A 20,729-nucleotide genomic window follows, 5' to 3' on the forward strand; every position below is an offset into this window, starting at 1 on the left:
TGGATAGTGCTAGGCAATGTTTTGTTCCACGTTTTGTCCTTCAGCAGCCTTGCTAACGGCTGCTGACTCTGCTTGCTGCTCAGTGAGTTGAGCAGCTTTTTCGTATTCTGCGTCTTTTGCTTTGGCAAGTTGCTTGAGTAACTGTTCTTTCTCTTCGGGCGGGATCGTCTCATCCTTAATGATAATGTCCATTTTTTCGTTGATTTCTTCTACTTTTTCTCTATCCAGCCCCATTCTTTTGTCCATCATGGCTTGCTGGACTTTTTCCATAAAGCTCAGATTTTCATAAGTATTAAGATCGCCGTATTTAAGCCGGTTAATATCACCATTATTTTGCTGAGCCGCGTCGTGATCAGCCGTGCTTTCGAGTTGCCGATAGGCTTGAATGGAGATTGACACTCTATCTCGAGCAGTGCTCTGCTCCGCCTTGTGTCCGGTGTTAACGGTATCTGCTGTGATTGACTGTGTTTGAGAGCGCTCAAATACCATTGCCGGGTTGTTTGTCTTATAGAAGGTTACTGAATTCATAGACATCTACATCCAATGTTGTCTAACAGAAAATAAGTTGGTGAGAAATTAATTTTATTACCGTGCATAAAGTCATACTTGGTTACACATGACCACAACTGACACACTTGGTCACAATAGACCACGATTAACATAGCAATAAGCCAGCCAATTACGCTGTTACAATTTTATTGGCGCTCGGTGCCATCAGCAGGGGGGTGGCAAAAAAAGATAGGGGAGCAGGCCGCAACTTATTGCCTAGCAAAAGGAAAATGTTGCCGTTAAAGAAAGTTGAGTCGAAATTTTAGTTAGCAAAGCTGCTGCTCATGCTGACCAGCTACTTTAATTTATCGTCCAAAGAAAACTACAAGTTTTCTTCTGCAAATGACGCTAAACGGCTGCGCACCACCCCATGAACTGGTTTAATTGAGCCGGACACTTTAATAAAGGACAATGTTCCAATATTGAGGTGTTAAATGACAAAACGAAAAAACAAAACCTATACAACCGAATTTAAACAAGAAGCTGTAGCTTTAGTGACTGAGCAAGGCTATACGGTCTCACAAGCCGCAGCCTCTTTGGGAATTACAACTAAACTCATTTATAACTGGAAAGCGAAACTTGAACAACAACAAGCTGGCAATGCGTTAAGTGAAGGTGAACGAGCAGAGCTAAAACGACTGAGAAAAGAAGTTAAAGAACTCAAAGTGGAGAAAGAGATCTTAAAAAAGGCAAGCGCCTTCTTTGCGAAAGAAATGAAGTAAAGTACGAGTTCGTCAAAGCCAATAGTCAGGCTCATGACGTCCGCAAGATGTGTGCTGTGATGCAAGTCAGTCGCTCTGCTTACTATGCATGGCTCAAACGGCCAGCCAAGTTAATTACGGCAGAAGAGCTTCATTTATATCGGCGAGCTAAAGCGCTGTTTAAACGCAGTCGTGAAAGCTTGGGCTATCGCGAGCTACATAAAAACTTACGCAAAGAAGGCTTTGAAATTGGTAAGCACAGAACTCGAAAGCTCATGGAAGCGTTGAACCTGAAAGTAAAGCAGCGAGTTGCCTACAAGGTAACAACGAAGCGTAAGCATGCTGATGCAGTTGCAGATAATTTGCTTAATCAGAACTTTAATCCGTTGGGGCCAAATCAGATTTGGGCTGGTGATGTGACTTATTTAAAAACAGGCGAAGGTTGGATGTATCTTGCTGTTGTGATGGATTTATATTCTCGACGCATTGTTGGTTGGCATATAGATAAACGTATGACGACTGACTTAGTGATGAAAGCCATGATTAGGGCTTATAACCTGAGAAAACCAGCTAAAGGCTTAGTATTCCACTCTGACCGAGGCTCTCAATACACCAGTAAGCGTTACCGTCAGCTGCTCGAACAATTTGGTATTCGAGCGAGTATGGGTGATGTGGGAGCCTGTTGGGATAACGCAGTAGTGGAGAGGTTCTTTGGCAGTTTGAAACATGATTGGTTACTTAAAGTGGCTCAACCTACGCGTGAGCATATGAAAAATGATGTTGTCGATTATATGAAGTATTACAACTTAGAAAGACTGCATTCAGCTAATGGTGATCTGTCACCAGTAGAGTATGAAAATTCTTTTAGAAAAGTGTCCGGCTGGAGTTGACCAGAACAATCGTTAGATCAGGTCTGAACTTCTACACATTCGGCGATATGTTACCTAATCTAGCATGTCGTCGTTTTTGATTATAGAAGGGTTGATCAGTTGTCGATTAATTTTGACAAAAAAGGGGCCAAATGGCCCCAGTAATTTAGGTTTGTCGGTCTTTACCACCAAGTCGCGTATAATGCAATCAAGATCAAGATAACGCCAACCGCAGCAGTATTAAAGCCTTTAGTTGTATCAAAGCTAACTTCGCTTAAATCTACGCTCTCATTACTTGACTGGCTCTTGCTAGCAAGCGAAACAAATATACAAAGTGCAAGACATAATAAGAAAACAAGACCTACGCGATCCATGAATGGCAATTCTGGCCATAGGAACTTAAGTGCTAACGAGAATACGGCTGAGCCTATCGCTGCGGATAACGCACCTGCTGAGGTAGCTTTAGACCAGAACATGCCCATCACAAAAATAACAACAATACCCGGAGTGAAGAAACCAGTAAATTCTTGAATATATTGAAACGCTTGATCGAATTTGCCTAACAAAGGCTCCGCAACTACTAATGCGATGGCTAGAGAAACCAAAGCTGCTATTCGACCTGTATGTACATAGTGACGTTGCGACTTACCCGGTTTTAACTTGGCATAAATATCCATAGTAAAAATAGTAGAAATACTATTGGTCATAGATGCCAGTGAAGAAACAATAGCAGCGACTAATGCAGCAAATACTAGCCCTTTAATGCCAACAGGCATTAACGACATCATTGAAGGATACGCTTGGTCTGGTGTAGTTAGCTGCGGGTACAAGATAACAGCCGCAATACCGGGCAATACAACAATTATTGGCATCAATAGTTTAAGATAAGCAGCAAAAGCAATACCTTTCTGTGCTTCTTTAACATCTTTCGCTGCCAATGCACGCTGGATAATATATTGGTTAAAGCCCCAATAGCTGAAGTTCATAATCCACATACCACCAATTAATACTGATATACCCGGTAAGCTCATGTAATGCTCATTTTCAGGACTCAAAATCATGTCAAAGTGTTCGGGGGCATGCTCTGTAAGCACGCCAAAACCTGCTAATATACCTTGACCATCAGAAACAGCATCTAACGCTAAGTAGCTCAGAAATAATCCACCAAATACCAGTAAAACAACTTGTAATATATCTGTATAAGCTACCGCTTTAAGGCCGCCATAAAGTGAATAAGCAATTGAGAACACAGCAAGGAAAATCATGCCAAACATCCAGTCAACACCAGCAACAGTTTCTATTGCTAGGCCACCTAACCACAAAACAGCCGTCAGGTTGACGAAGATGTAAACGGCTAGCCAGAATAGCGCTAGAGTTGTTTTTACTTTTGAGTCGAAGCGTTGTTCTAGGTATTGAGGCATAGTGTATATGCCATTTTTCAAGAAAATGGGAAGCATATACTTACCAACAATGATCAAGGTAATTGCCGCCATCCATTCATATGACGCGATTGCTAAACCAATTGCGTAACCAGAGCCTGACATACCGATAATCTGCTCCGCTGAGATATTTGAAGCAATAAGTGAAGCTCCTATCGCCCACCAAGGTAGAGCCTTACTTGCTAAGAAGTAATCCTCTGTATTCTTTCCTTCTTGCTTATCTTCTCGTGAAATCCAAAGGGCTAAAATTAACAGCCCCAAAACGTAGGCGATAAACACACCTATATCTAACATTTCTAACTTCATATCTTTCCTCTGGGTTTACCCCAAATTTATTATTATGTTCTCTTATCTATTTGATTAAATACTGAATGCGTTAAAGCGCTACTCTTTATCTACATTCGTATACTTGGTGTATCGTTCCCTGTTTTGTTTAACCCACTTTGAATGAGTCATGAACAAAGGAGTTTGAAGTTCGTTTTCCCATGAAAACAGTTTCTTTAGAAGCTTGTTTACGATTGGTGGGTTATCATCAGCTAGGTTCTTCGATTCATATGGGTCTTGCTTTATGTTGTAGAGAACTGCTGGTCGATCTGGAAATCGAATCAATTTGAAGTCGCCATCTCTTACTGCTGCAAAGCCAGCCCGTTTCCAATATAGTGTTTTATGAGGAGTGCTTGTTTCTTCTCCAGAAATGAATGGCATTAGGTTAACGCCATCTAACCTCTTGTTACCTTGTTTGTCTGCACTAGCGACCGCTAACGCTGTTGGTAAAATATCTAACGCAGAGATGGGATTGTCGTAATAAGTATCGGGCTTAATTTTACCCGGCCAACTCATTGTGAAAGGCACGCGCACGCCACCTTCGGCTAACGTACCTTTAATACCTACTAAAGGGAGGTTGCTGGAGAAGTTTGCATCTGAAGGACCACCATTGTCATTTAGAAATACAATAAGGGTATTATCGAGTAAGTTTTTCTCCTTAAGTGCAGTCATAACTTTTCCAACAGATTCATCTAGTGAAAGTGTCATAGCAGCAAGTGTTCTTCGTTGCGTGTCTTTGATATGAGAAAACTGTTTTAAATATTCTGCCTTTGCTTCCATTGGAGCATGAACGGCAGTGTGTGACAGAAATAGAAAGAAAGGCTTTTCTTTACTTTGATCAATAAAATTAATCGCTTCATCTGTTAGTACATCAGTTAAGTAACCTTCGTATTTCTCTGCGGTTTTATTCCTATAAATTCGACGATAGTCTGTATCTTGGCCGTCGCCTTCCCAGTAACTTCTACTTCCACCCAATAATCCATAAAAATGATCAAATCCACGAGAATTAGGGTGAAATTGTGAGGCTTTTCCTAGATGCCATTTACCAATAATACCAGTATTGTATCCTGCTGCTTTTAAATGGTCGCCTATAGTTAACTCTTCGACGTTTAGCCCACTATACTCCTCAACATCCCCCGGTTCTGGCCTTACAGGCAAATTATACTCATGACCAAATCGTTGTTGGTAACGGCCTGTTAGCATTCCTGCTCTTGACGGACTACAAACTGAAGCTGATACGTAACCTTGTTCAAATACCACTCCAGAAGCCGCTAATTTATCTAGATTTGGCGTTTGGAAATTGGCTTTATTTAATCTATTGCCACTGAAACCAATGTCAGAGTATCCAGCATCATCACTCATAATTACTAAAATATTGGGTTTTTCTTTAGCGAATGCTGATGACGCAGCAAAGCACCCCAACAATACACTTAATTTAACCAACAGAAATTTATCAGAGATAAATTTTAACTTTCCCATTTTAGCTCTCTTTAGACTTTTGATAATTCAAGGCAACTTTTTAGTTAGACGACTAGGGAAGTTTTTTCCGCTAGTAATGATTGAGGAAACTTGCATTTGGTTCGTCTATATGAAAAAGCTTGGATATGAAACAGCAAATGAAAACACTAAAACGATTAGCAGTTTTGGCACTTGGTATGACTAGTTTTTTTTAGCGCAAGCAGAATCCACAAAGCCAAATTTTGTTTGGTTGATATCTAAAGACAACTCAAAAGATTACCTGACTTTATATAGCTACAAGGGAATAGAAACTCCCAACATTGAATCGCTCGCAAGTCCACCCCTTACTTCCAGAAAATTAACAATAAGTTGATAATTTTGGGGATTGATAAAAGATGGAACTACCTTTTTGCTAATGGATAAGTGCCAACGTAAAACCCTCAATTCGAGAAAGCAGCAGTTACTTCACTTTCTCAATGTATTTACACAATGATGAGGTAGAAAACTAACAAAAGGCTAGATTTTTCTCGAACAAATCAGTAATCCGAATAATTGGCAATCAACATCTTATTTAGGTGTTTTTTTCCAAGGATTAGGAAGTTTTTTTAGAATAAATTCAGGATTATGTGTCCGTGCTTCTTTCAGTTGTTTTTCCATATTAATTGCTATTTCAAGGTACTCGCTATCCGTTTTAGTCGCTAGCAAATTGCTTTCTTCACTAATATCCCGAGACAAGTCATATAACTCTATCGGCATCTTGTAACGTTTAACTAATTTGTAATCTTCAACCCGCAATGCCTGTGTAGGCCCTTTAGCCTCATTGAATTCCCAGTACAAATATTCATGTTTTTTCTGCTCTTTATCACCTAACAAAGTAGGTAAAAAAGAAATACCATCAGAATCAGGGCATGCGGTTTTTGCTATTTCACAAAATGTATCCATATAATCCCAGAACGCTGAAACATGCTCAGATTTTCTACCTTGCTTAATAGCATTTGGCCAGAGAACTATCATTGGAACCCGGATCCCTCCCTCATACAGATCTCTTTTCATTCCTTTTAGGGGACCATTGCTATCAAAAAAACCATTGTCATACTCATGCCCGTTGTCACTGGTAAAAATAATCAACGTGTTTTCGTAAAGCCCTTCAGATTTTAGCTTTGAAACGAGTTTACCTATATCTCTATCTAGTCGAGAGACCATTCCTGCGTAACTAACATTACCTTCTGGATCATTTTTATAATGACCATTGGTTTGCAACTTTCTTTCTGGCCAACCTAAATTTAGGTACTGTGATTTAGAATCGTCAGGCACCGTAATGGCTTTATGAGGAATGGTGTAAGATAGCATCATAAAAAAGGGCGAGCTAGCATCAACTCCATCTAAATAGTGCAACGCTTCATCAGTGAATAAGTCATGCGTATAAACCCCTGTATTGGTTAAATAACCATTTCCTTGAATGATTTCCTTGTCATTATTCCGATACATTTCGTGCCAGTAAAAATGATGTGCTGCAAGATGAGTTTTATACCCATAAAAGAAATCAAAGCCATTTTGATTTGGCATAGCGTCTAAGTTGAATTCCTTACCGTCAGCCATTCCCCACTTACCAATCAATGAAGTTTGATATCCAGCATTTTGCATCACTAACCCCAGAGAGGGATAACTAGGTGAGATTTCTACTGGATTGCCGCTAGCCGTCCACTTTGGGTTACCTCGAATGGGGCTATGACCAGTATGAAAACCCGTAAGCAGGCTCGCGCGAGATGGTCCACAAACTGTAGAACCAGCATAATGTTGTGTGAATAGAACTCCTGACTCAGCTAATGAATCTATATTAGGCGTCCTGATTTTAGTTTGCCCGTAGCTACCTAAATCACCATATCCAAGATCATCAGCTAACACCAATAGAATATTAGGTCTTGCATCAGTACTATTCAATTCTGCATTTGAAAAAAGAGATAAAACAACAAGAAAACAACTCAGCAACCGAACCATTATAATCATTAGTTAACCTCAATAGCGCCCAAGTCAGGCTTACCAACAATTGGATTTCCAAAGAAGTCCATTCTAGGTTCCATTCCAACATATAATCCCAGTACATCACCTTCTATAAAGCTAATTAGAACTCCCTTATCTTTCACAATATTAGTATTTTTCGGCTCAAACTCTTCAGGCACTGGTGTTTCACTTAATTCAAAGCCAGCATCACCAAATATTGGCGCAGCATCACTAACAGGTGCCGCATGAGGCCAACTTTTTGAATGCAAAAATAAGTTATTAGAAAATTCAAAATTCTTAGTGTTACTTTTACCATTTTTTTCAGGTGTATATTGATCGCCTAATACATATCCTGCGTCGCCGATCACATGAAAAATATTGTTGGCAACTAATGCTCCATCGGTTGCTTTGTCTATAGCAACCTTAGAAACGATAGATGCATCGACGTAAATAGTATTATTGTAGAAATAACTGTTAAATGGCCCTTTGCGCTTCTTTTTGCCATTAAAACCGCTTAACCAAAACGTTTTTCCTTCTTGAAAAGCGCCATTTTTACCTTTAACTCGATGGCCATCGTTATAACTGATGTTATAGCGATAAGCAGTGTTGTAGTTGTTGCCTAAAACTTCATAAAAACCGCCTGCGTTATTTGCACTGTAGTTATATTGAACAATGACATCTTTGCAATTGAAATCAATGTGCACTCCAGCCGAATCACCCGGGCCATTAGCGTTAGTGAAATGATTTTGTTCGATAATTATTTTTTCGCTGCTCCATGTCCACAGACCAGATCCTCGTCCCCACTTCCTAGGATCATCATGACTACCTGATTTATTCACTTGATTATCAGAAAACAATCCACCAATAACTCCGCTTAATTGGATACCCGGTCCACCTGTTCTATAAACTTTATTTCCTTGAACCGTTACGTCAAAGATTCTTCTATGTTTAGACGTAAATTTAATACCCGTATGCGCTACATTTTCTACTATTGAGTTTGTGATTTTTAAATCATTAATAGTTGCGTCTGGCAGGTTATTTATAACTCTGATGCCCCAACCATAGTTTTGCGTTCCATTTGCAGATTTAGTTTCTTTGCTGCTTCGTTTTATACCTTTGGAATAGTAGAACACATCGTGTACGTTCAAGTTATCTAATGAGATTGATTGGTAACTCCCCGTCGAATAAGTACGAATTAACACACCAACTCTCATTTCCTTTTTCTTCCCAGACAAATTATCCGAAATTGGGGTATTAGCAGTAATTTCGAGATTGGAAACTTTAATATAGCTACTATCGACTATTTTTATAGCGCTAAGATGCTTATCAGCATCAATATGTGCCATGCCTGAATTGATTGACGTTTTTCCATTTTTTACAGAGAAAGTGCCAATCGATATTGGACTCTGCTCAGTTCCTCTAACACCTTCAATAACCAATTGGCCAGTAAACGACGCTCCTTCCTCAAAATACACATTGTCACCCGGCATAAGTTGAACTTTGCGTAATTTCCATAGTTCTTTCCAAGCAGAACTTGGGGCACTTCCTTTATTGGTGTTATTGCCATTTGGACTAAGGTAATAGTCAGCACCAATTGCGTTTAACGAAAAAGCTAATAACAACACAGCATATTTAAAAATCGTCACGGTTTAACCCTAATTTTTCTTGTTTTTCGACTTTTGAAGGGGTTTAAAAATTGGTGCAATTAATCCTTCATTCCAGTTTTCAACTTTCTTATCTTGCTCTAAATATTTCATCATTTTGCTTTGAGAAATATTGTGCTGCTCTGCGAGATCATTTGAAAGGTTGTACATTTGCATACCACTTTTTGGCGATGATATTGTTTTAATGTTTCCTTCACGACTAGCGAAAACCTTCTTATCGAAGTTACGCCAATACAAGGCATCATGAGGTTGACCTTGCTTGTTACCAGTTAAAAACGGGATTAAATTTACGCCATCTAAAGGTTTTTTATCTGAAACAGGGGCTTTAGAAATCTCAGCAATAGTCGCCATGATATCCATAGAACTCACAGGATTATCATAATCTACTCCCGAAGGTATAGTTCCGGGCCAAGACACTGCAAAAGGAACCCGAATCCCTCCTTCTGTATATTTACCCTTGTGTCCTCTTAATGGCCCATTATCTGATGCATTGTTTCCTGCTCCTCCATTGTCTGATAGGAAGAAAACAATAGTGTTTTCAGAGATGTCTAATTCTTCTAACTTATTCAAGAGTCGGCCAACCCCGTCATCTACAGATGTGACCATAGCCGCATAGGTACGTCTTTCTTTATTCTTTATATGCTTGTTTCTATCAAGATATTCTTGCGTCGCTTGTAGTGGAGTGTGAGGAGCGTTGTATGCCAGATATAAAAAGAATGGGTTGTCCTTTTCTCTTTCAACAAACTCAATTGCTTTGTCAGATAACTTGTCAGTTAAGTATTTATCAAGCTCAACTTTAGTTTCATTTTCAAGTAACTTTGTCTTGTACCAAGACCAATTATCAACCGCTTGATAGATGTCCTCCACTGTTAGCTCTTCTGGGAAATATCTGTGACCGCCAGATAAAAACCCATAGAAATAATCAAATCCGCGTTTGTTAGGCCTAAATTTAGGATGCGTCCCCATATGCCATTTGCCCACAATGCCTGATGTATAACCTACAGGCTCTAGTACTTCGGAAATCATACTTTCATCTAAAGGTAAACCCGAAGTAGCGTCATTCGGATCAATCACTGGATTCCGGCCAAACCCAAATCGGTCTTGATATCGTCCGGTTAAAAGACCAGCTCGACTAGGTCCACAAACGGCATAAGTTACATAGCCGTTTGTAAATCGAGCACCACTTTGTGCTAGTCGATCAATATTTGGAGTCCTAATATCTTTGCTACCGTTAAAGCCAACGTCAGCATAGCCTTGGTCGTCTGTTAATATAACAATCAGGTTGGGTTTTTCCTGAGCTGTTGCTGAGCAAACAAAACCACTAAATACGGCTAAAACTACTGATAATATATTTTTCATAGTGTTTTTTAGCCCTTAAATGGTGAAATTAAAAACTCAAATTCATAGTCTTTCGCTGGAATTTGATATTCTTTGTGCGGCTTTGCTCCCCAACTATTGTCACCCCCAACGCCCAAATGTTTATAATCAAGCTGGACACTAGTGACGTCTTTGAATGGCACTTCGACTGTATGCAAGGGCAATGATTTAATGTCATAGCGATCAAATTTGGCGTAAGGGAGAGCAGAAAAATGGAACAGTTGATTTGATTGAACCTTTATACCAACTCCTGCTTGATTAACCACCGACATCCAACGCGTATCAGTTTTACCACCCGTTTCTTGTGGTCTTGTATAGTCGTGAACTTGTTGATCTACCGTGGAATTATAAACAGCAACAGCAGCACTTTGTTTTCTATCAACATAGTTTTCGTGTGGTCCGCGACCAAACCAAGAAAGATCGTTGAATCCCGCAGGCATTTCAAAATGAATCCCGATTCGAGGCATAAAGTTCAATTTACTTTTTTCGACATTCAAATTGCCTTTAACGGTTATTTCACCAGAGCCATTGATTGTGTATGTAGTGGTAAAGCTTCCTATTTGATTGGCTAAATTATGAATGGTTTTAACCGCAATTTGATGTGGATTTAAGCGTTCAAAATCAATACTTTTAAGTTCCTGCTTAAGACTGGCTTTCAGCCAATCCTTGGTATTGTATCTCCAACCAAAACCACGATCATTATCTGTCTGTATCCGCCAGAAGTTGGCACTAATCCCTTCGGAAAAAAGTTCGACATTGCTGTACATGTAGTTTGATATCAAACCTGATTTATCATCAAAGGTAATTGAAAAATTATCTCCTGAGACTGAAATCGCGCCTTTGTCCTTACCAATATTTACTATTTTTTGGTTGTTTGTAGTCGCCTCAAATATTGGCTCACTTAAACCATATTGCTCCCATGCAACGAGATGTTCCTTCTCTAATCCATTGCTCGCTTTAGCTGATTTAGCATTGAACCTAATGTGGTACTCTTTATCACTATTTAATTCGAAGTCAGGTAGATCCAATTCGACCCAAGCGTCACTATTCGCAGCTACATCTATCCCCTTCATAGAGCCTGATTTAACTTCGACTCCATCCTCTAAAAAGTGCCAACTAAAATTCAAACCATTCGTTGAATTAAAGTTATATTTATTGCTTACCTGAAGTCTTCTACTTTCTATATCAAATTCACCAAATAATATAGGTTGGTAAATTTTCTTAACTTCATTCAAATGTGGATTAGGCGTTCTATCTGCTTGAATTAAACCGTTAGCTAAAAAGTTGGTGTTACTTTTACCTTCGTCAAAGTCGCCACCGAATGCCCAATATTGCTGACCTTTATCGTTTGTTTTTAAGATAGTTTGATCGACCCAGTCCCAAATAAACCCACCTTGTAATTGCTCATGGGCATAAATGGTTTTCCAATACTTATCTAAGTTACCAACACTATTCCCCATTGCATGCGCATATTCGGCCAGTATAAGGGGTCTATCTGGCTTGCCAGCAACATAGTCGTTAAGCTCCCATATAAAGTCATACATAGGTGTATATATTTCAGAATAATCTAGTTGAGTATGACCATCTTTCGTACCCCAACCACCGTAAGTAACAGGTCTACTAGGATCATTTTCTTTTATCCAAGCAGCAGCGTCATCAAATACAGGGCCTAAACCTGATTCATTACCCAGAGACCAAAAAATTACGGAAGGGTGGTTCTTATCCCTTTCAACCATTCGGGTTACTCGTGCCATATGTGCTCCGTGCCACTCTGGTTTAAAACCTAGATGGTACTTGCGCTGATTGGCAGCTCGATCAAATTTTCCTTTAGGCTTTTGCGTTTTTGGATCTTCATCATCAATTTGTTGTTTTCTTTCTGGCTGATTGCCCATCTGCATGTACTTATGAGCTTCGATGTTTGCTTCACCCATAACATACAAACCGTATTTATCCGCTAATTCATACAAGTAAGTATCGTTAGGGAAATGAGCGGTACGAACAGCATTAATGTTGTTCTTCTTCATAAGAAGCACATCTTCTAGCATCGACTCTTTTGTCAATGTGCGTCCGCCATGCATATGATGCTCGACTCGGTTTACACCGCGAATAGTCACTACTTGGCCATTCACCTTGAACAACCCGTCCGCCATTTCTAAACGTCGGAAGCCTACATCTTGATTAATAGCTTGAATAATTTGGCCTTCGCTATCCTTTGTCGTTACAAATAACTGATACAATTCAGGAGTTTCTGCTGACCACTTATTAACGTCAGAAACGGTGCGAACAAAACTTACTTGTTGCTTATTTGTAACCTCCTTAGAGTCAGAAAATACCATTTCATCTTGATAACTAAGCTCTATTTCAATTTCAGAAATACCTTCAGGTTCAGCCAAATCTAAGTCTAGTTTGAACTCACCAATTTCATATGAGTCATCTAGGCTAGAGCCGACGGTAATATCAGCTATATTGCTTTTGGGAGTGGCGTAAAGGTAAACATCTCGTTCAATGCCCGAAAGGCTCCATCCATCTTGATCTTCGAGATAGCTCGCATCTGACCAACGGAAAATTTGAAGCGCTAAGTTATTACTGCCCTTATTCAGATAAGGTGTGAGGTCAAATTCTCCCGGCAATTTTGCGTCTTCGCTGTATCCAATTTTTGTTCCATTAAGCCAAACATACATAGCCGAATTAGCAGCGCCAACATGAAGTGTCACTTTTTGGCCATCCCAATTAGCAGGCAACTCAAATGTTTTTAAGTAAGAACTTACCGGATTATATTCTGCTGGTATATGTGGTTGATTTGCAGGAAATACATACTCAATGTTTAAGTAATGGGGTTTACCATGACCTTGTAGTTCAACATTACCGGGAACGTTAATTTTTCCCCATTTAGAAGCGTCAAATTCTGAGGTGTAAAAATTTTCAGGTGCGAGCGCTGGGCGATCTACCCAATTGAATTGCCATTCTCCGTTTAACGATAAATAGTTTTTAGATCGCTCTATATTACCATTTTTAGCTAATTTTTCGCTTTCAAATGCAAAAAAACTGGCACGTGCAGGCAGACGATTTACTTCAAATATTTCAGGCTTTTTCCATTCTTGAGCCGTTTCAGCAATTACATTATCAACTTCATTAGAATTACACCCAGAAAGGCCAATAATTGATAAAAGAACTGCTGTTGCGATTAAAGTCGGTTTAAGCATTAGTAGCCTTCCTTAATAATTTGCTGAAGTTTATTTTCCATAGTTGTCACCAACTCTGAGTGCTCGGCTGCAATGTTATTAGTTTCACCAACATCTTTACTTAAGTCATATAACTGAGGCTCGACTGAAAAACCGCCTTCAATATTTTTACGGATAAGGAAAGGCGCTTCATTTTTGCGTTTTACTGGTTTTATGTATTTCATTTCATCAATACGTAATGACAACCTATTACCTACAGCTTCCGCAATTAATTCTTTGCGGTTTGAAGGTGCCATGCCAAGCATGAAATCTAGGTTTTCAACACTATCCATTGCTTCACCATCTTCTAGCTGGATATCTAGTAGTTTCGCCATTGAAGCGTAAATATCCATTTGAGAGAAAAGATCGTCTGACTCTTTAGGAGCAATAGTATTTGGCCAGTAGATGATAGTTGGCACTCTAGTACCCGCTTCATAAGCACTGTATTTACCACCTCTGAAAGGACCCGCAGGCTTGTGTTCACCTAACATTTCAATTGCCATATCATCATAGCCATCTGTTAGAACAGGACCGTTATCGCTGGTGAATACTATGATTGTATTTTCAGCAATACCAAGCTGTTCAAGTTCTTTAACAACTTGTCCAGTCATCCAATCCATTTGTACGATCGCATCGCCTCTAGGCCCCATTGAACTCTTGCCTTGAAAACGCGGATGTGGAAGCCTTGGAACGTGAATATCGTGATAAGAATGAAACAGGAAGAAAGGTTTATCTTTATTCTGTCGAATAAAGTTCACCGCTTTTTCAGTAAATATATCAGGGAAATCCTCATCTTTCCAAAGGGCAGATTCACCTCCTGCCATAGTACCTATGCGGCTCACGCCGTTGATAATAGTGTCACTATGTTGTTCATCTGCTACAACACGAGCTAAATCAGGTCGTTCCTTTCTTGTTGGGCGATCACCAACTTTTTCTTTATAGCTAACCTGAATTGGATCAGATTTATCCAGACCTACAACATTTCGATTTTCAAGATATACCGTTGGTACTCTATCGCCAGTTGCAGGTAGAAGAAAGCTGTAGTCAAATCCAATATCCAATGGACCGGGAGATACATCGCCATTCCAGTCAACATTTCCGTCACCTAAGCCAAGGTGCCACTTACCGACAACTGCGGTTTCATATCCCGCTTTCTTCAACATTGAAGGAAGTGTAGCCTTGCCGGGACGAATCAATGCAGGTGCATCCCCCGGTAAAATAGAAGCATTGCTTCTAAATCCATGTTCTCCTGTCAGCAGAGAATAGCGAGATGGTGTACAAGTAGCAGCAGAACTATGTGCATCAGTAAGTTTAAAGCCATTATTCGCTAATTGGTCGATATTAGGGGTTTCAACACCCTTAGCGCCATATGCGCCGACATCTCCGTAACCTAGATCGTCAATATAAAAAATAACCAAGTTTGGTTTTACCGATGTGGCAGGTATTGATTGATTTTCTTCTGATTGTTTTTCAGAAACTTTTGGGCTACAGCCAATGATACTGCTAGCGAGCAATACTGCTAATAAGGCGGATGAAAGTCTCATAGTTCACTCTAGTTGTATTTTTTGTTTAAAACCGATTAATAGTAAGACGACTATGAAAACAATATCCGCATATTGAAAAATAAAAAATTTTAGCGACTCTGTAACTAAATCTGTGTAACTGCCTATTATTAATACCCATATAGGGTTTAGGATAGGTAGTTATGAACAAGAAAGAACTTGAAGTCTTTGCCAAGCAAGCGGCTAAATCCATCAAAACGGAAGCAGATTTAACGAACTTTCGTAAAATGCTTACCAAGGTAACGGTTGAAGCTGCGCTTAATGCGGAGCTGGATGAACACCTTGGTTATGTTCGTCATGAGCAATCCATCAACGATAATTCACGCAATGGCTATTCGCCCAAAACTATACGAACAGAAGATGGCGAGATTGATTTAGATACACCTCGTGATAGAGATTCTAGTTTTGAGCCTCAACTGGTTAAAAAGAATCAAACCCGCTTTACGTCAATGGATGACAAGATTTTATATCTGTATTCCAAAGGCATGACGACTCGTGAAATCGTGTCCACATTCAAGGAAATGTACGATGCAGATGTTTCACCAACACTGATTTCTCGTGTGACTGATGCGGTTATCGCTCAAGTCGTCGAGTGGCAAGCCAGGCCGCTTGATGCTGTTTACCCAATCGTCTATCTCGACTGCTTGGTTGTAAAAATACGCCAAGATAAGCAAGTCATCAACAAAGCCATTTACTTAGCCTTAGGCGTGAATATCGAAGGCCATAAAGAACTTCTAGGTATGTGGATATCAGAAAACGAAGGCGCGAAGTTCTGGCTTAACGTATTAACGGAGCTTCAAAACCGTGGCGTCAAAGATATCCTTATCGCCTGTGTCGATGGCCTTAAAGGTTTCCCTGATGCAATTAATACCGTTTATCCTGACACACAAATTCAGCTTTGTATTGTTCATATGGTGCGTAATTCATTGAAGTTTGTGCCGTGGAAAGACTACAAAGCCATCACGGCTGATTTAAAGCGCATATACCAATCGGTAACTGAAGATGAAGCCTTAATGGCCTTAGAGCAGTTTGAGCAACGCTGGGACAGTAAATATCCCAATATCTCTCGCTCATGGCGAAATAACTGGCAAAACGTTAGTACCATCTTCAATTACCCTGAAGATATCAGAAAAGCTATTTACACCACCAACGCTATTGAATCGCTGAACTCAGTTATACGTAAAGCCATTAAGAAACGTAAGCTGTTCCCACATGACGATTCGGCGAAAAAGGTGGTTTACTTAGCTATTGAGCAGGCATCTAAAAAATGGACGATGCCGATAAGAAATTGGAAATCGGCCTTAAATCGATTTATGATCGAATTCGAAGACCGATTAAAAGATGTTATTTAAAACTGGCAGTTACACAAAATGTGTTACAGGGTCCCTTGTAAGTGATTACAAGGCTTCTAGTTTATTTATCAGTATTAATGCTTAAAAGCGTGCTCTAACACCTAAAACATATCTTCTATCAGCATCTCGTTGTTGAACTAAAGGTCCATCTTCAAAAATGGCTCTTTCGTCGAAAGTTTCTTTGGTGAGGTTTACTCCTGATAATGTTACCGAAAAACTATCATTAATGTCATAAGAAACACTAGCATTTAATTGTCCTCTATCATCTTGATAGAAAGGTAATCCATTGGCTAAGTCAATTGCTTCTTCACGAAGAAAAGCATCTCGATAGGTATATCTTACACGAGCGTTAAATCCATGCTTTTCATAAAATACTGTAATATTGTAAGAATTTTCAGACAAATTTCTAAAGTTTAAGTCCAACTCAACTGTTTCACCTTCACCTTGTAGGAAACCCGGTAAAGTGAAGCTAGCGTCTCTTTCACCGTCTTGGTAAGTGTAATTTGCACTAAGACCTAATCCATCTAATGGGCTTGGTAAATTATCGAATGTGTGTTGTACTGCTAATTCTATACCTTTAATTTCTCCACCTGTTTGATTAACTGGAAGAATTAGATCTACAAGGTTTCCGGGTTCTGAACCTTCAGGTGCCTCGCTATCTATAGCGTTAGGATTGTAAATCCCGTCAACGATTACTTCACTACCAACTACTTCATCAATATCTTTAAAGAAAATACCTGCGCTAAAGTAACTAGCTTCACCGTAATAGTGTTCAACAGACAAATCGTATTGTTTAGCGGTTGTGGGTGAAAGCTGAGGATTACCGCCTTGTACCGGGTTGCTGTTTAAAGGGAAGTTAACTGTTGGAGATAAATCGCCAAAGTCAGGTCGCCTCAGTATTTTCGCAGCACCAAATCTAACTAAAGTTTCTTCAGAAACAGCAAGTACTAAACTCATACTTGGTAAGGTTTCAGTATAGTCCTGCTTCTCTGAGATATCTTCAGCAACTCCGTTGTTGATGCGGAAGCCATCGGCAGTTTGTTCAGTCTGAACTACTCGTACACCAACATTACCTGTTAGTTGCATATCGCCGAATATTTCAGTATCTATGTTGAGTTTAGCGTAACCAGCCAATGTATCTTCTGAAACACCAAAGTACTGTGTTCTGTCAGGATCTGGAGCTAATGAAATTCCTAATGCGCTTCTAATTTCTTCTAAATTCTTTAATTGAGAAGGGTCACCTGTTAAGAAGCCATCCAAGTAAGAAGCACCTGAATTAAAATCAAAGAAATCAGTTGGAGTTTGACTTAAAAACGGTGCTAAGTCTCCTTGAGCAAGGCCCGGAAAGTTTGCAGAAGATTGTACTATGCGATCGCGAGTAGAATCTCTTTGACTGGTTCTCAAACCGAACTCCAGATTAGAAAATACGTTATTGTTAAAATACCAACTAAAATCTATTTTTTGAGCTGAATCACTGTTTTCAAAATATGAAGCTCTATCACGAGCAACAAATACCGCGTAACTATTTGGATCACTTAGGTCACCTGTAAAGTCATCGGCAGGCCCGTAAGCTAAGTCGCCTGTGTTATCGTAATAGAAATTAATTCTTTGGCGACTTCCCGCACTGTTTATATTGGATGCATCAGGATTTTGAAATTGAGTTACCAAGCTAAACTGAGGTGCGAATGTATCTGATTCAGAATCACTTAATTCAAATGACATATCTAAACTGTCATTAATGATCCATTCACCACCTAAAGCAAACAAATCTGTATCAGTTTCGCGGCTTAAGCTAGAATTAGTAGAACGTAGTTGTATTCCATCAACTTGGGTTGAAGATATTATAGGAATAGACACACCGTTAGCAGTGAATACGTCGAAAGTTGCTGAGTCGAGATGATCCCGTTCCCCCCTTGCTCCCGGTTGACCAAGAAATGCGCCGTGTCCTCGACGATCTGTTTCTGCACGAGTAAGAGTCGCATCGACAAATAATTTCAAGTCATCATTTGCTTGCCATTCAATAGAACCGCTAAACGCATCTGTAGTGCGGTCTTCAATACTGAAAAACTGTTGTGCGAAAGTTGGTCGTAAATATGTATCTGGTGCTGATGTGCCGTCGCCCGGCCCTCCAAATTGATCGAGATCGATCCCACCTCGTGTTCCTACACGAACATTTAAAGAGTCCTCTCTAACTTTCTGAACTTGATGGTTTGCAGAGAATACAACTCCTATTTCACCAAAATCAGTTTGAAACTTATCACCGAATGTTCCTGAGATACTAGGGCCCCACTCATCTCTATTTTCAGCGTATTCAGCTTTTGTTGTTATTGAACGAATAGGTTTACTTAGACTTAGGCCGCGATAAGTTTTTAAGTCAATTGTTCCACCTAATGACCCCTCTACCATATCAGCTGTCGGAACCTTAGTTACAACTACTGACGCTATAAGCGATGCGGGTAAGTCTTCGAAGCTAATACCACCACGAGCATCTTCTGCGGGAGCTGTGCCTCGACCATTAACTTCAACTCTATTTTGGTCTGAACCGCGAATAGATACTGAGCTACCAACACCCGAAGTACGATCAATTTGTATGCCAGTAATATTTTCTAAAACCTCTGCAAGGTTATTATCTGGTAACTTACCAACGTCTTCAGAATTAATAACCTCGACAATATTATCTGTGCTACGTTTCATGTTCATTGCACTAGATAAACTTTCTTTAATACCTGTAACTTCAATAACTTCAATTTCTTTATCTTTTCTTTTATCTGAATTTTCTTCGGCAGCGAAACTATTGATGCTTGTAATTGATAATGCTAAAAAGCAGCTTTTAGCAACTTTGCTAAGCTTTAAGTTTGGTGCTTTTGTCACAACTCTTCTCCCCATTTGTTTTAATTTTATGTAGACATCGTCTGATTTTTCATTGGATGTTTTTAGTAGGACGATTGAGGTAGAAAAAACCACCAGTTATAAAAATTTTCTTAATCTATATAACTGGTCACAACAGGAAGTTATAGCCTTGCTAAATATATTGAATTAAGCCTATTCGAGTTTTTGAATGTATAGGGAAGAATTTAAAATCTTGAATTCAACTAATAAGTGCAATCGTTTATGCAGCCACTAATTTCTCTGGCTGACCGGTAAATAATTCATAAGGTGTTTTATAACCTCTTGTCTTTCTTGGGCGGTGATTGAGCTTATCAACTGCCGCCTGAATTTCTTCTTCACTAAGCGCCATAAAGTCTGTGCCTTTGGGAAAGTAACGTCGCAGTAAACCGTTAGTATTCTCATTGATACCTCGCTCCCACGAAGCGTAAGGGTGGGCGAAGTACACATCCGCTTCTAGCGCTTGAGCAATTCGCTCATGTTGAGCAAATTCTTTACCATTATCGAAGGTAATCGTCAGTACCTTTTCTTTGAGTGGCATAACACTATCAATGATAGCGTCTGCTGTAATATCAGCATGTTTGCTCTCAATACGCCTAACAACGGTATAAAGTGTCTTTCGCTCAACCAGTGTGACAAAGGCGTGTTGGCGCCCTTTTCCTATAACAGTATCACCTTCCCAATCACCAAGACGAGATTTTGTGTCAACTACCGCTGGGCGTTCATCAATACCGACACGGTTCACAAGTTGGCCACGCTTACTATAGCGGCCATAGCGTTTTTGGTATTTTTTACCTGCTCTGGTGAGAGATTTATACAGTTGACCACCTTGGGCTTTATCCTGATAAATATAGCGGTAAATACTCTCATGGTGCAGGGAAAGCTTTTCTTCTAATTTAATCCGTCCAGTAATTTGCTCTGGGCTAAAGTCTTGCTCAAGCAACCACTTAATCCAACCTTGGACCTGCTCTGTGATTTTGACTGACTTAGTAGCCGATTGACGTCTTTGTTTAGCCAATTGGTGAGCTTGTTTTGGTCGATAGCCCCTCAATCCTTTATTGCGTCGTATCTCGCGTGAAATGGATGACGGACTGCGCTCTAAAATTTCAGCTATCTCTTTTTGACTATGTTTTGCTTTTAACAAAGCGTAAATCTGGTATCGTTCAGCTTGTGTCAGCTGTTTGTAGTTCATAAGGCTATTTCCTTTGGCGAGAAAGTAGCCGAACTATAACAGCTGGCCACCTAACCTGAGAAATTGCACTTATTATGCGAATCTAAGATTATAAAATTTCACTACACCTGCCAATTTAAAAATGAAACTTTGCG

Annotated in this window: 12 protein-coding genes; 2 read left to right on the forward strand and 10 right to left on the reverse strand. The window is 39.7% G+C overall.

Annotated features, from left to right (window positions below; genetic code table 11):
• Positions 1-9: 9 nt before the first annotated feature.
• Entirely contained in the window at positions 10-528 is a 519-nt protein-coding gene (locus tag DXX93_RS17940; RefSeq protein ID WP_147302716.1) for a hypothetical protein, read from the reverse strand.
• A 455-nt stretch (positions 529-983) separates the two neighbouring features.
• On the opposite strand from DXX93_RS17940, the gene DXX93_RS17945 reads away from it, so the two are divergent.
• Positions 984-2,140, forward strand: a protein-coding gene (locus tag DXX93_RS17945; RefSeq protein ID WP_116007661.1) for an IS3 family transposase whose coding sequence is annotated in 2 segments (ribosomal slippage) — positions 984-1,227 and positions 1,227-2,140 — 1,158 coding nt in all. Because the reading frame shifts where the segments join, the coding sequence is not laid out codon by codon here.
• A gap of 161 nt (positions 2,141-2,301) precedes the next feature.
• On the opposite strand, the gene DXX93_RS17950 is transcribed toward DXX93_RS17945, so the two are convergent.
• The 7 genes from DXX93_RS17950 to DXX93_RS17980 all read right to left on the reverse strand — a co-directional run bounded on the left by DXX93_RS17950 (position 2,302) and on the right by DXX93_RS17980 (position 15,147).
• Positions 2,302-3,864, reverse strand: a complete 1,563-nt coding sequence (locus DXX93_RS17950) for a sodium/sugar symporter (protein ID WP_116009311.1) — start codon at positions 3,862-3,864, stop codon at positions 2,302-2,304.
• A 78-nt stretch (positions 3,865-3,942) separates the two neighbouring features.
• Complete coding sequence (locus tag DXX93_RS17955) at positions 3,943-5,361, reverse strand: sulfatase (protein WP_116009312.1); 1,419 nt, start codon at positions 5,359-5,361, stop codon at positions 3,943-3,945.
• Between the two features lie 546 nt (positions 5,362-5,907).
• Positions 5,908-7,347, reverse strand: a complete 1,440-nt coding sequence (locus DXX93_RS17960) for an arylsulfatase (protein ID WP_258872705.1) — start codon at positions 7,345-7,347, stop codon at positions 5,908-5,910.
• On the reverse strand, positions 7,347-8,987 hold the full coding sequence (locus DXX93_RS17965) for a right-handed parallel beta-helix repeat-containing protein (protein ID WP_116009313.1): 1,641 nt from the start codon (positions 8,985-8,987) through the stop codon (positions 7,347-7,349). Before DXX93_RS17965 ends, DXX93_RS17960 begins: the two co-directional genes overlap by 1 nt.
• A 9-nt stretch (positions 8,988-8,996) precedes the next feature.
• A complete protein-coding gene (locus DXX93_RS17970) occupies positions 8,997-10,364 on the reverse strand; it encodes a sulfatase-like hydrolase/transferase (protein WP_116009314.1) in 1,368 nt (455 codons plus the stop codon).
• A gap of 8 nt (positions 10,365-10,372) precedes the next feature.
• A complete protein-coding gene (locus tag DXX93_RS17975; protein ID WP_116009315.1) occupies positions 10,373-13,585 on the reverse strand; it encodes a glycoside hydrolase family 2 TIM barrel-domain containing protein in 3,213 nt (1,070 codons plus the stop codon).
• Positions 13,585-15,147, reverse strand: a complete 1,563-nt coding sequence (locus DXX93_RS17980) for a sulfatase family protein (protein WP_116009316.1) — start codon at positions 15,145-15,147, stop codon at positions 13,585-13,587. Before DXX93_RS17980 ends, DXX93_RS17975 begins: the two co-directional genes overlap by 1 nt.
• A 161-nt stretch (positions 15,148-15,308) precedes the next feature.
• On the opposite strand from DXX93_RS17980, the gene DXX93_RS17985 reads away from it, so the two are divergent.
• Complete coding sequence (locus DXX93_RS17985; protein WP_116007348.1) at positions 15,309-16,517, forward strand: IS256 family transposase; 1,209 nt, start codon at positions 15,309-15,311, stop codon at positions 16,515-16,517.
• An 81-nt stretch (positions 16,518-16,598) separates the two neighbouring features.
• Here DXX93_RS17985 and DXX93_RS17990 read toward each other — a convergent pair whose 3' ends face one another.
• Together DXX93_RS17990 and DXX93_RS17995 are read right to left on the reverse strand one after the other, a co-directional pair.
• Entirely contained in the window at positions 16,599-19,388 is a 2,790-nt protein-coding gene (locus tag DXX93_RS17990) for a TonB-dependent receptor (RefSeq protein WP_181902261.1), read from the reverse strand.
• 238 nt (positions 19,389-19,626) lie between these two features.
• A complete protein-coding gene (locus tag DXX93_RS17995) occupies positions 19,627-20,595 on the reverse strand; it encodes an IS30 family transposase (RefSeq protein ID WP_116006822.1) in 969 nt (322 codons plus the stop codon).
• Between the last annotated feature and the right edge of the window lie 134 nt (positions 20,596-20,729).

This window comes from Thalassotalea euphylliae (assembly GCF_003390335.1).
In the GTDB taxonomy this organism is placed as follows: domain Bacteria; phylum Pseudomonadota; class Gammaproteobacteria; order Enterobacterales; family Alteromonadaceae; genus Thalassotalea_F; species Thalassotalea_F euphylliae_B.

Bases quoted from the DNA above. Each gene is read 5' to 3' on its own strand.
- DXX93_RS17940 (WP_147302716.1), bottom strand. From the start codon at position 528: ATGAATTCAGTAACCTTCTATAAGACAAACAACCCGGCAATGGTATTT.
- DXX93_RS17950 (WP_116009311.1), bottom strand. From the start codon at position 3,864: ATGAAGTTAGAAATGTTAGATATAGGTGTGTTTATCGCCTACGTTTTG.
- DXX93_RS17955 (WP_116009312.1), bottom strand. From the start codon at position 5,361: ATGGGAAAGTTAAAATTTATCTCTGATAAATTTCTGTTGGTTAAATTA.
- DXX93_RS17960 (WP_258872705.1), bottom strand. From the start codon at position 7,347: ATGATTATAATGGTTCGGTTGCTGAGTTGTTTTCTTGTTGTTTTATCT.
- DXX93_RS17970 (WP_116009314.1), bottom strand. From the start codon at position 10,364: ATGAAAAATATATTATCAGTAGTTTTAGCCGTATTTAGTGGTTTTGTT.
- DXX93_RS17975 (WP_116009315.1), bottom strand. From the start codon at position 13,585: ATGCTTAAACCGACTTTAATCGCAACAGCAGTTCTTTTATCAATTATT.
- DXX93_RS17980 (WP_116009316.1), bottom strand. From the start codon at position 15,147: ATGAGACTTTCATCCGCCTTATTAGCAGTATTGCTCGCTAGCAGTATC.
- DXX93_RS17985 (WP_116007348.1), top strand. From the start codon at position 15,309: ATGAACAAGAAAGAACTTGAAGTCTTTGCCAAGCAAGCGGCTAAATCC.
- DXX93_RS17995 (WP_116006822.1), bottom strand. From the start codon at position 20,595: ATGAACTACAAACAGCTGACACAAGCTGAACGATACCAGATTTACGCT.